Here is a 12,339-nt window from a genome sequence, read left to right as displayed (position 1 = left end):
GAAATTGAAATAATCTTTGAGGTTTTAAACTTTGTAGTTTAATTTATTGAAATTGACTTTTAACATTGATATTGCAATTGTTATTGTAAATTTGTATTCTAAAATTATATAATGCTTTCCATTCAAGATATTTCATTTTCGTATTTAAAACAAAAAACAATTCCAACATTTTCTTTAGAATTAGAAGAAGGCAAAACTCTTGCTATAATTGGTGAAAGTGGTTGTGGAAAAAGTACGTTGTTAAAACTAATTTATGGTTTACATGATTTAGATGAAGGAAAAATATTTTGGAAAGAAGAAGAAGTTTTAGGTCCAAAATACCATTTAGTTCCTGGAATGGATTTTATGAAGTATTTGGCACAAGATTTTGATTTGATGCCTTTCATCACAGTTGCAGAAAATGTTGGAAAATACCTGTCCAATATTGATAAAGAAAAGAAACAAAATCGAATTCTAGAATTACTTGAAATTGTAGAAATGACTGAATTTGCCAATGTGAAAGCCAAATTTTTAAGTGGTGGACAAATGCAAAGAGTAGCTTTAGCAAGAGTTTTGGCTTTAGAGCCTGAAGTTTTATTGTTAGACGAACCTTTTAGTCATATTGATAATTTTAGAAAAAATAGTTTACGCAGAAGTCTTTTTAAATATTTGAAAGAACATAAAATCACTACTATAATTGCCTCACACGATGAAAATGATTATTTACCTTTTGTAGATGAAATAGTAGTTTTAAAAGATGGAAAACAGTTGGTAAAAGGTACACCAAAAAAATTAATTGCAAATCCACCCAATTATTACGTAGCTTCTCTTTTTGATGATGTTAACGAAATAAAAGCTAGTTATTTTGATAAAGCTTCTGATGAGTTAATTTTGATTTATCCAAATCAATTGCAAGTTGTAGAAGATTCAAAATTGAAAGTAATAGTTACTCAAAACTATTTCAAAGGAAGTCATTATTTAATTGAAGCAACTTATGAAGATGGAAAGTTGTTTTTTGTGAATGATGTAGAAATTGAGATTGGAAAAAATATTCATTTAAATTTAAAATAAAAAAATCCCCAATTTTTCAATTGAGGATTTCTAAATCTTGACTTCTGAATTTCTAAACCAAAACCCATTCTCCAGAAGCAATCATGCTTTCAGCTTTTTTGAATTTTAAGGTTTCCGTTTTTCCACTCATTACATGTTTGATAGTAACAGTGTCATTACGGTTAATTTTTGGAGTATCTCTAACAATTGTTTCTGTAACTTGTGGTCTTTGGCTTGCCATTTGTCCAGCTTGTTTGTTAGCTTCCGCAGAATCATTAATTTCTGTTGCTTCTTTACTTTCTGTATAATTTTCTTTTTGACGAATAACTTTCGCTTCTTGAATTTCGTTTGGATTTTGAGAAGGCAAATCTCCTTTAAATAAGAATGAAATCACTTCTTTGTTCACATCGTCAATCATTTTTTTGAATAACTTGAAGGCTTCAAATTTGTAAATCAACAATGGATCTTTTTGCTCATGGACGGCTAACTGAACCGAAGTTTTCATTTCGTCCATTTTGCGTAAATGTTTCTTCCAAGCTTCATCTACAATTGCTAAAGTGATATTTTTTTCAAAATCACTAACAAGCGATTTTCCTTGTGTATTATATGCTTTTTCAAGGTTTGTAACAACGTTTAAAGATTTAATTCCATCCGTAAACGGTACTACAATTCTTTCGTACTTTCCGTCGTTATTTTCGTAAACATTTTTAATTACTGGGAAAGCTTCTTCTGCATTGCGAATTACTTTTTCTTCGTAATGTGCTAAAACAGCTTTATATGTTTTTCCGGTAATTTCCATTTCAGAAAGTTTGTTGAATTCACTTTCAGAAATAGGTGATGTTACCGAAAAATAACGAATTAATTCAAATTCATAATTTTTAAAATCTCCAGCAGCTTTGTTTTCTTGAACGATTAATTCACAAGTGTCATACATCATATTTGCAATGTCCACTTTCAAACGTTCTCCGTGTAAAGCGTGACGTCTTCTTTTGTAAACTACTTCTCTTTGTGCATTCATAACGTCATCATATTCTAATAAACGTTTACGAACACCAAAATTATTTTCTTCTACTTTTTTCTGAGCACGTTCAATAGACTTAGTCATCATCGAATGTTGAATAACTTCACCTTCTTGTAATCCCATTCTGTCCATTACTTTGGCTACTTTTTCAGAACCAAATAAACGCATTAAGTTATCTTCTAATGAAACATAGAACTGCGAACTACCAACATCTCCTTGACGACCAGCACGACCTCTTAACTGACGGTCAACTCTTCGTGAATCATGACGTTCTGTACCAACAATTGCTAAACCACCAGCTTTTTTCACTTCATCAGATAACTTAATATCCGTTCCACGACCAGCCATGTTAGTTGCAATAGTTACTACTCCTGGTTTTCCAGCTTCAGCAACAATTTCAGCTTCATTTTTGTGCATTTTTGCATTCAATACATTGTGTTGAATACCACGCATTTTTAACATTCGACTCAATAATTCAGATATCTCAACAGAAGTTGTTCCAATCAATACTGGACGACCAGCTTTTGATAAACCAACAACATCTTCAATAACTGCGTTGAATTTTTCACGAACGGTTCTATAAATTAAGTCTTCTTTATCTTTACGAGCGATTGGTCTGTTAGTTGGAATTTCAACAACATCTAATTTGTAGATTTCCCATAATTCTCCAGCTTCTGTAACAGCAGTACCTGTCATACCAGCTAATTTGCTATACATTCTGAAGTAATTCTGTAAAGTAACTGTTGCAAAAGTTTGCGTTGCTGCTTCAATTTTTACGTTTTCTTTGGCTTCAATCGCTTGATGTAAACCGTCAGAATAACGACGTCCATCCATGATACGACCTGTTTGTTCGTCAACGATCATTACTTTGTTATCCATCACAACATATTCAGTATCTTTTTCAAATAATGAATATGCTTTTAGTAATTGTGTTAAAGTATGAATACGTTCTGATTTAATAGAAAAGTCTTTGAATAATTCGTCTTTTCTTTCTGCAACTTCTTCTTTGCTTAAATCGGCTTTTTCAATTTTAGCAATTTCAGTTCCGATGTCAGGTAAAACAAAGAAACTAGCATCTGTATCTTGTGATAAAAATTGAACTCCGTTATCTGTTAATTCAACTTGATTGTTTTTTTCTTCAATAACGAAATATAAAGCTTCATCTACTTTTGGCATTTCACGATTGTTATCTGCCATGTATTGATTTTCAGTTTTTTGAAGCAATTGTTTGATTCCTTCTTCCGACAAAAATTTGATTAAGGCTTTACTTTTTGGTAAGGCTCTATAAGCTCTTAAAAGTTGGAAACCACCTTCTTTTGTATTTCCTTCCTTGATTAATTTTTTAGCTTCTGTTAAAAATCCAGTTGCTAACTGTCTTTGTAAATTAACTAAGTTTTCAACTTTTGGTTTTAATTCGCTAAATTCTTGTCTATCACCTTGTGGTACTGGACCAGAAATGATTAATGGAGTACGAGCATCATCGATTAAAACCGAGTCAACTTCATCCACAATAGCAAAATTATGTTTGCGTTGTACTAAATCTTCTGGAGCATGAGCCATATTATCACGTAAATAATCGAAACCAAATTCGTTATTTGTTCCGTAAGTGATATCAGCGTTGTATGCTTTTCTTCTTGCATCTGAATTTGGTTGGTGATTGTCGATACAATCAACAGTCATTCCGTGGAATTCGAATAATGGAGCTTTCCAAGTACTATCTCTTCGTGCTAAATAATCATTTACTGTTACTAAGTGAACACCATTTCCTGTTAATGCATTTAAATAAAGAGGAAGAGTTGCTACTAAAGTTTTTCCTTCACCTGTTTGCATTTCGGCAACTTTACCTTGATGTAACACAGCACCACCAATCAACTGAACGTCGTAGTGAATCATATCCCAAGTAATTGCTTTTCCAGCTGCATCCCAAGAGTTTGCCCAAACAGCATTATCACCATCAATTGTGATGTATGCTTTTGTAGCTGATAATTCAATATCTTTAGGAGTAGCCTTAACAGTGATACTTGAATTATTTTTAAAACGTTTTGCAGTTTCTTTAACTACAGCAAAAGCTTCTGGTAGAATGTCATTTAAGACTTTTTCTGAAATTTCATAAGCCTCAGCCTCAAGCACATCAATTGCTGCATAAATGTCTTCTCTTGCATCAATATCTATAGTGTTTTCAGCATCTGTTTTTAAGGTTGCAATTTTAGCATCTTTTTCTGCTCTAGCTTGTTTAATTTTATCTTTGAATTCAGCTGTTTTAGCTCTTAATTCATCATGTGATAAAGCTTCAAGTGCTTTTTCAAAAGTGTGTGATTTTGCAATAAGTGGTTGGATAGCTTTTATGTCTTTTTCGGATTTATCACCCACAAAAGCTTTCAATATTGAATTTAAAAAACTCATAATAGTTTGTTTTATCTAATAGTTTGTAAATATAACCAAAAAAAAAGCCTCAAGTAGAGACTTTTTTGTTGTGATTATTTATTTTTTTAATACTCATCCTCATTCCAAAGATAATCTTCGTCTGTAGGATAGTCTGGCCAAATTTCTTCCATTGATTCGTAGATTTCTCCTTCATCTTCTATAGACTGTAGATTTTCCACTACTTCCAAAGGAGCTCCAGCTCTAATGGCATAATCTATAAGCTCGTCTTTGGTAGCTGGCCAAGGTGCATCACTTAAATAGGATGCTAATTCTAATGTCCAATACATCTTTTTATCGATTTAAATTTGTGCAAAAATAAATTTTTAACTCAAATAGTCAAGTTTTTTTTGATTTATTTTATAATTATTTTTAAGAACGTCTTTTTTTTAGTGTTCAGTGATCAGTTTTTAGTGTTCAGTATCTATGTTAAACAACATACTAAATTACTTTAAAACAGTAACTGATTACTGCAAACTGAATACTGCAAACTTACTTCTTTGGAATCCATTTTACTTCCTCAGCGTTTAAGTCTTGGGACAACTTTCGTGCCAACACAAAAAGATAGTCAGAAAGTCGGTTTAAGTATGTCAAAACAAGTTCGTCTGTAGGTTCTAAATCATTTAAATGTACAGATAATCGCTCAGCTCTACGACAAACACAACGTGCAATATGACAATATGACACAGTTGTATGTCCACCAGGCAATACAAAATGCGTCATTTGAGGAAGAGATTCTTCCATGGTATCGATTTCTTTTTCTAGAAATTCAATGTCAGTTTCAACTAAACCTAAATTTTGAAGTCTAGGTTGTCCGTTTTTTAGCGTTTCTTTTTCTGGTGGAGTTGCTAAAATGGCTCCAACAGTGAATAGTCTATCTTGAATTTCAGCTAAAACGGTTTTGTAATGAGCATCAATTTCTTGATCGCGAATTAATCCTATGTAAGAGTTTAATTCGTCAACGGTTCCGTAACTTTCGATTCTTATATGGTGTTTTGGAACTCTTGTGCCTCCAAAGAGTGCTGTGGTTCCTTTATCTCCTGTTTTTGTGTAGACTTTCATGTGAAATTTAGAATTTAGAAATCAGAATTTAGAATTTCTTTTGGTTTATAATTTAGAATTTTCATTAATTGGGTTGCGTATTCATAATTTTCATTAATGCCATTATGACTTTCTCCATTTAATGTAATAAAATCTATTTTGTCTTTGTATTTATTTTTTAATTTAATTGAAGAACCATAATAAATTACATTGTCATTATCACCATGAAATATTGTAATTGGCATTTTACAATCTATTAAAAATTTCTCGGTTTCTATTTTATACTTTAAAAGAAACGAAGGAATAAATGAGTATTTATTTTTCACTAAATCTGTTAAACTGAAATAAGGAGCTTGTAAAATTAAATGTTTTGGACTGTTTTCCGAAGCTAATTTGGCAGCCATACCTGAACCTATTGAATATCCAATTACAATAATATTTTTTTCAGAGTATCTTTCTTTTAATTTATCATAAACAATTTGATTGTCTTCAAATAGTTGTTTTTCACTTTTTATTTTTCCTTCACTTTTTCCAAATCCACGGTAATCTAGTATAAATATGTCATGATCTAAATAAGTGTATAAATCTGAAATTTGTCCCCAATTTTTTAATGAACCAGCATTTCCATGAAGATAAAAAACTAAACCTTTTGATTCTTTAGCTTTAAATAATAAGCCATTTAATGAAACTCCATCTTTAGTTTTAAAATTTAATTCTTCAAATTTATTTTCAAATGCGAAGTTGTAGTTTTTATCTAATTTTTGTGGATGAAATATGATTTTTTCTTGGAAAAAGTAAAGCAATCCAAAGAGAATTATAACTAATAAAGCAATGCTTTTGAGTATTTTAGTTAGTTTCTTTTTCATTTTTACTTTTCTTATTTGACTTTAACTGAAATGATTTTCTGTGATTCATATTATTAGGATACTTTTTATGCAAAACCTTTAAGATAATGTATAAAATAATAATAACTGAAAGCAGAAGAATCATGTTTGTTTAAATTTCCTCAAAGATAGCCTAAAGTTTATAAAAGTAAAAATGATTTCTCTGATAGCCATGATTGCAGTGGAAATCCTCGAAGAGATTGTAACGGAAAGCAGGAAATACATAACTAAATTAAGCCCAAGCTATTTGCTTCAACCTCAAAATACAATTTCAAAAATTAATAGTAATTTCAAAAGATATAGATGCTGAAACAAGTTCAGCATGACAAAAAATGTTTATTTATTCTTTTTATCACTTTCGATTACACCATCGCGAAGACGAATGATTCTGTGTGCGTGAGCGGCAATATCTTCTTCGTGTGTTACTAAGATAACAGTATTTCCATTGGCATGAATTTCATCGAAAAGTCCCATGATTTCGACAGAAGTTTTACTATCTAAGTTTCCTGTTGGTTCATCGGCAAGAATGATAGACGGTTTATTGACCAAAGCACGACCAACAGCTACACGTTGACGTTGTCCACCAGAAAGTTGGTTGGGTTTGTGATCCATTCTGTCGGCTAATCCAACTTGGGTAAGTACTTCGGTAGCGCGTTCATTTCTTTCTGATTTTGAATAACCTGCATAAACCATTGGTAAAGCTACGTTGTCCAAAGCAGTTGTTCTTGGCATTAAGTTAAAGGTTTGAAAAACGAATCCGATTTCGGTGTTTCTAATGCCTGCTAATTCATCGTCGTGCATTTCGCTGACTAATTTTCCGTTTAGCATGTATGAACCAGCCGTTGGTGTGTCTAAACAACCTAAAATGTTCATCAAAGTGGATTTTCCTGAACCTGATGGTCCCATTAAGGCAACGTATTCACCTTTGTTGATGGTTAAATCAATTCCTTTTAAGACATAAACAGTTTCGCTTCCTAAAGGGAAATTTCTGGTGATTCCTTTGATTTCTATGATGGGTTTTGACATTTTAATTTAGAATTTAGAATTTAGAATTTAGAATTTAGAATTCAGAAAATTTGAACTCATAACTAAACATAAGTAGAATTAAGGTTGAAATTGTTACACTTAGAAACTGATTTTTTGGAACACAGATTTGAAAAATTAAAGAAATTAGAAAAAATCTTAGCAAACTTTGCGAAAAACTTAGCGTCTTTGTGTTTAAAATAAAACTCTTACTACGAAATGTTCTTTTTCTTGTTCTGTTCTAAAGAATACAAATCCCCATTGAAACGTGTCGATTGTGACTCTTACTTTTGGATGTTTTTTAATAATTTCCCAAGCTTCTTCCATGTCTTTTGACCAGTGAATATCATCGAAAATCCATACGGTTTCGTTTGTGGTTGTTGGTAAAAGAAGTTCAAAATAATCTAAAGTTGCTTTTTTGGAATGGTTACCGTCGAAGTAGATTAGTTGGAAGTTTGGAGTTTGGAGTTTGGAGTTTTGAAAGTAATCTTCAAATCTTGTGTTTATGAATTCGATGTTGTTTATATCTTGTAATTGAGATTTTGCAATAGTGATTGTGTTTGAACAACCTTCTAAAGAAATTATTTTAGAAGTTTTATTGCCTAAAGATAGTGCAGAAGTGGCTAATCCTAAAGATGTTCCTATTTCTAAAATGGTTGTGGGTTGGAAATAATTTACAACTCGAAATAGTAATTTAGCTCTTTTGGATGAAATTCCAGCTGTTTTTACAATTTTTGAAATTTGTCTTTTGTTGGATTTAAAAACTCTTGAACCTGCTCCAAAATCGGTTACTTCTATGAAATCTTTATTTGTTAAAAGCGATTTTCTGTATTTTTTTAGAATTTCATATTCGGCATAATTCTTATTATCGTAAAAACATTTTGTAACTAAACTATATACAAATGGTGAATGAACTCCATGTTGATTTGTGGAGTTTTTTAGAAATTTTAGATAGGATTTAATTAATTGTAGCACTAAGTTTCTCTATATTTGGCACAAAGTAACGCAAAGAAATTAAAGAAAAAAAACTTTGAGAAACATTGTGCAAAACTTAATGTGACCTTGTGCAACCTTATTCCATTTTAGCAGAAAGTTCAAACCATCTTTCTTCTTTAGCTTCAATTTTTTGAATGATTGCTTGCAATTCTTTTGCTTTAATCTCTATAGCATCATCAGCCACTTTTCCATCAGTGAATAGTTGTTCTATTTTAGCTTTTTCGAATTCTAAATCTTTAATTTCTCGTTCGATTTTTTGATATTCTTTTTGCTCATTGAAAGATAAACCTGTTGTTATATTTTGTTGTTTCCAGTCTTTCTTTTCCGCTTTGTTGTCTTCTTTTTGTTGCACATCTGCTGAATCTTCATAAGCTCTAAAATCAGAATAATTTCCTGGGAAATCTTCCACTTCTCCTTCACCACGGAAAACAAATAAGTGATCCACAATTTTATCCATGAAATATCTATCATGAGAAACTACTAATAAATTTCCTGGGAAATCTAATAAGAAACTTTCTAATACATTTAAGGTAACAATGTCTAAATCATTAGTTGGTTCATCCAGAATTAAGAAATTTGGATTTTGGATTAAAACCGTACATAAATATAATCGTTTCAACTCACCACCACTTAATTTTTCTACAAAATCATATTGTTTTTTGGCATCAAATAAAAAACGTTCTAATAATTGCGAAGCCGAAATAATTTTTCCTTTAGTCAAAGGAATATATTCACCATATTCTTTAATGATATCAATAACTTTTTGACCTGGTTTTGGATTGATACCACTTTGAGTGTAATATCCAATTTTTATAGTATCTCCAACAATTACCTTTCCAGAATCTGGTGGCATGGTTTGGGTCATGATGTTTAAGAAAGTTGATTTTCCTGTACCGTTTTTTCCGATAATTCCAATTCTTTCACCTCTTTGAAACGAATATGAAAAATCATTTAAAATAATTCGGTCTTTAAAACTTTTGTTAAGCTTAACCAATTCAATGATCTTACTTCCCATTCGTTCCATGTTGATTTCCAATTCAACTACATTTTCTTTTCTACGACTTTCCGCTTTTTCTTTGATTTTGTAAAAATCATCTTGACGTGATTTTGATTTGGTCGTTCTAGCTTTTGGTTGTCTTCGCATCCATGCTAATTCTTTTACGAATAAGTTTTGAGCTTTATCAATACTGGCATTTTCAGAAGCAATTCGTTCGTCTTTCTTTTCTAAGTAATACGAATAATTTCCTTTGTATTGGTATAATTTTCCATTGTCTAATTCGATGATTTCATTACAAACACGTTCTAAGAAGAAACGGTCGTGCGTAACCATAAATAAGGTGATGTTTTCTTTGGCAAAATAACTTTCTAACCATTCAATCATTTCTAAATCCAAGTGATTGGTAGGCTCATCTAAAATTAATAAATCAGGACGACTAATTAAGATTATAGCTAATGCCAAACGCTTTTTTTGTCCACCAGAAAGACTTTTGACTTTAAGTTTTAAGTCGTCTAATTTAAGTTTGGAAAGAATTTGTTTGTATTGCGTTTCAAAATCCCAAGCATTGTGTCGGTCCATATCATCAAAAGCTCTTTGATACACTTCTTCATCTTCTGGATTTTCTAAAGCTTTTTCATATTGCTCAATAATTTTTAGAATTTCATTATCTGAAGCGAAAATACTTTCTTCAATACTAAGCTCTTCTTGCAAATTATTATTCTGAGAAAGAAAAGCCATATTGATTCCTTTTCGAACCACAACTTGACCTGTATCTGGTTCGTCAAAACCATTTAAAATATTCATTATGGTGGTTTTTCCAGAACCATTTTTGGCAATAAAAGCTATTTTTTGATCTTTGTTAATTCCAAACGAGATGTTTTCAAACAAAACACGTTCGCCATATGCTTTTGATATATTTTCTACAGAAAGGTAATTCACAGTGAATTTGGTATTTAGATTTTAAAAGTGCAAAAGTAGTTTATTGCCTATAATGAAACAATGTTTTAATAGTAAATAAAAAAAGCTGCCTTTTCAGACAGCTTTCAAATTTATTTTAAAATTTCGACCTCAATATGACTATCATTAAAGATTTTGATAAAGGCTTTTGTATAATCTTCTTTATCAGCTAAATATGGATTTTCTAAAAATTTCTGTGGATTTACAGCAATCATTGGATACCAAGTACTTTCTACTTGAATTTGTATTTTGTGACCTTTTTTGAAAGTATGCAAAACATCTTGTAATCTAAAATTAACTTCAGTAGTTTGATTTGGAGTTAATGCTTCTGGCTTTTCAAAACTAGTTCTGAATCGTGTGGGCATTACTTCACTTCGAACCATTTGATGATAATTAGCATAAAGAACATCCGGTTTATCTGCATTTTGAGGTTCATCAGCAGGATAAATATCTATTAACTTTACTATGAAATCTGCATCGGAAGATGAAGAAGCTATTTTTAGTTTAGCCATAATTTCTCCAGCTAAAGTAATGTCTTCTGTCAAATAATCAGTTGTAAAGGTAACTACATCAGGTCTGTTTAAAGCAAAACGTTGGTCTTCACTCATGTAGTTTCTTGGTGTAAATCCATTGTATTCGGCATAATTAATACTACTTGGAACAGGATTATTTGGATCGCTGTAATATTCTGAAAAAGAATTGTTTTGAGCTTTTTCATTTTCTAATTTTCCATTTGAACTCAAATAAAAATTAAATTTTGAACTTTCCTTTGGAGGCCAAGTTGTAAATTCTTTCCATTCTTTTTTTCCAGTATCAAACATATAAGCTTCTGGTAGGTCAACGGCATTTTTTGAATTTCCTTTCAAATAGTGATTGAAGAATTTATATTCTATATTTTTCTGATAAAAAGTCGCAATACTATCTCCAAAATAGATGTCATTATGAAAGTGTTTTCCAGATTCTCTTGACCAACCACCATGGGAAAATGGTCCCATTACAATCGTGTTTTTTGCTTTTGGACTCGTTTTTTCGATGGTTTTGTAGATGTTTAATGGTCCAGCTAAGTCTTCCGCATCAAACCAACCACCAACAGTCATTACGGCATGTTTGATGTTTTTTAAATGAGGTAATAAATTTCTGGATTGCCAAAAAGAATCATAATTAGGATGATTCACAATTTCTTGCATAAAAAAATTATCCTTATAATATTTTTCAGTAGCTTCCTTAACAGTTCCAAGTTCATTATAGAAAATGGAACCATCTTTAGAAGTTGGTCGAATCATTTGATCGGTATACCAAGCTTTATTTTCAGCTTTGGTTTTTTGAACTCCAAATACTGGAAAAGTTCTAAAATAGCCCATTACAAAAGCACCATTATGGTGAAAATCATCAAAAAAGAAGTCAGAAATTGGAGCTTGTGGAGAAGATGCAACTAAAGCAGGATGATTGGCAACGGTTCCAACTGCTGTGTAAAAACCTGGATATGATGTTCCATATTGACCAACTTTTCCGTTATTGTTTTTGATATTTTTTATTAACCAATCTACAGTATCATAAGTGTCAGTACTTTCATCAACGTCTTTCTTTGTTTTGTGTTCTACTTGTGGAGTCATATTGGTAAAAGTGCCTTCACTCATATATCTTCCACGTACATCTTGATACACGAAAATGTATTTCTCTTCCTCTAAAAAAGAATTTGGTCCTAAAGATTTTTTAAAGTTTTCTTCTCCATAAGGTGCAATACTGTAGCAAGTTCTTTGCATTAATATAGGGTATTTTTTATCCTTAGAAATGTCTTTTGGTGTATAAATTGCTGTGTAAAGTTTAATACCATCTCGCATAGGAATATAAACTTCTTTTTTGTCGTAGTTGGCTTTGATGTCTTCTTGTGAAAACAAATTTAATGACAATAAAAAAACTAATGTTTTAAATAAAAATTTCATTTTGAAAAGTTATTGATTTGTTAATAA

Annotated in this window: 9 protein-coding genes; 1 reads left to right on the top strand and 8 read right to left on the bottom strand. The window is 31.1% G+C overall.

Annotated features, from left to right (window positions below):
* The first annotated feature begins 111 nt into the window (after positions 1-111).
* Positions 112-1,050: an ABC transporter ATP-binding protein gene (locus ACFO3U_RS12910; RefSeq protein ID WP_379743164.1), complete on the top strand. Its 939-nt coding sequence runs from the start codon at positions 112-114 to the stop codon at positions 1,048-1,050.
* A gap of 52 nt (positions 1,051-1,102) precedes the next feature.
* Here the strand turns inward: ACFO3U_RS12910 and secA are convergent, their stop codons facing one another.
* The 8 genes from secA to ACFO3U_RS12870 all read right to left on the bottom strand — a co-directional run bounded on the left by secA (position 1,103) and on the right by ACFO3U_RS12870 (position 12,312).
* A complete protein-coding gene (gene secA, locus ACFO3U_RS12905; RefSeq protein ID WP_379743161.1) occupies positions 1,103-4,453 on the bottom strand; it encodes a preprotein translocase subunit SecA in 3,351 nt (1,116 codons plus the stop codon).
* A gap of 86 nt (positions 4,454-4,539) precedes the next feature.
* The gene (locus tag ACFO3U_RS12900; protein ID WP_022828503.1) at positions 4,540-4,761 is read right to left on the bottom strand and encodes a DUF2795 domain-containing protein; all 222 of its coding nucleotides are present in this window, start codon (positions 4,759-4,761) and stop codon (positions 4,540-4,542) included.
* A 202-nt stretch (positions 4,762-4,963) separates the two neighbouring features.
* The gene (locus tag ACFO3U_RS12895; RefSeq protein ID WP_379743158.1) at positions 4,964-5,533 is read right to left on the bottom strand and encodes a cob(I)yrinic acid a,c-diamide adenosyltransferase; all 570 of its coding nucleotides are present in this window, start codon (positions 5,531-5,533) and stop codon (positions 4,964-4,966) included.
* Between the two features lie 14 nt (positions 5,534-5,547).
* The gene (locus tag ACFO3U_RS12890) at positions 5,548-6,378 is read right to left on the bottom strand and encodes an alpha/beta hydrolase (RefSeq protein WP_379743155.1); all 831 of its coding nucleotides are present in this window, start codon (positions 6,376-6,378) and stop codon (positions 5,548-5,550) included.
* A 354-nt stretch (positions 6,379-6,732) separates the two neighbouring features.
* Positions 6,733-7,422, bottom strand: a complete 690-nt coding sequence (locus ACFO3U_RS12885) for an ABC transporter ATP-binding protein (RefSeq protein WP_379743152.1) — start codon at positions 7,420-7,422, stop codon at positions 6,733-6,735.
* A 192-nt stretch (positions 7,423-7,614) separates the two neighbouring features.
* Positions 7,615-8,394 (bottom strand): O-methyltransferase, encoded by a 780-nt coding sequence (locus ACFO3U_RS12880; RefSeq protein ID WP_379743149.1) that lies wholly within the window; start codon positions 8,392-8,394, stop codon positions 7,615-7,617.
* A gap of 97 nt (positions 8,395-8,491) precedes the next feature.
* Positions 8,492-10,351 carry an ABC-F family ATP-binding cassette domain-containing protein gene (locus ACFO3U_RS12875; RefSeq protein WP_379743146.1) on the bottom strand — a complete coding sequence of 620 codons (1,860 nt, stop codon included), beginning with the start codon at positions 10,349-10,351 and terminating at the stop codon, positions 8,492-8,494.
* A 110-nt stretch (positions 10,352-10,461) separates the two neighbouring features.
* Positions 10,462-12,312: a CocE/NonD family hydrolase gene (locus ACFO3U_RS12870; RefSeq protein WP_379743143.1), complete on the bottom strand. Its 1,851-nt coding sequence runs from the start codon at positions 12,310-12,312 to the stop codon at positions 10,462-10,464.
* Positions 12,313-12,339: the final 27 nt, after the last annotated feature.

The organism is Flavobacterium ponti (assembly GCF_042652765.1).
In the GTDB taxonomy this organism is placed as follows: Bacteria; Bacteroidota; Bacteroidia; order Flavobacteriales; family Flavobacteriaceae; genus Flavobacterium; species Flavobacterium ponti.
Note: the sequence above shows the minus strand (reverse complement) of the source record. Positions and strands in the feature narration are given on the sequence as shown.

Excerpts from the sequence above, each read along its gene's own strand:
- ACFO3U_RS12910 (WP_379743164.1), top strand. The coding sequence starts at position 112 with ATGCTTTCCATTCAAGATATTTCATTTTCGTATTTAAAACAAAAAACA.
- secA (WP_379743161.1), bottom strand. The coding sequence starts at position 4,453 with ATGAGTTTTTTAAATTCAATATTGAAAGCTTTTGTGGGTGATAAATCC.
- ACFO3U_RS12900 (WP_022828503.1), bottom strand. The coding sequence starts at position 4,761 with ATGTATTGGACATTAGAATTAGCATCCTATTTAAGTGATGCACCTTGG.
- ACFO3U_RS12895 (WP_379743158.1), bottom strand. The coding sequence starts at position 5,533 with ATGAAAGTCTACACAAAAACAGGAGATAAAGGAACCACAGCACTCTTT.
- ACFO3U_RS12890 (WP_379743155.1), bottom strand. The coding sequence starts at position 6,378 with ATGAAAAAGAAACTAACTAAAATACTCAAAAGCATTGCTTTATTAGTT.
- ACFO3U_RS12885 (WP_379743152.1), bottom strand. The coding sequence starts at position 7,422 with ATGTCAAAACCCATCATAGAAATCAAAGGAATCACCAGAAATTTCCCT.
- ACFO3U_RS12870 (WP_379743143.1), bottom strand. The coding sequence starts at position 12,312 with ATGAAATTTTTATTTAAAACATTAGTTTTTTTATTGTCATTAAATTTG.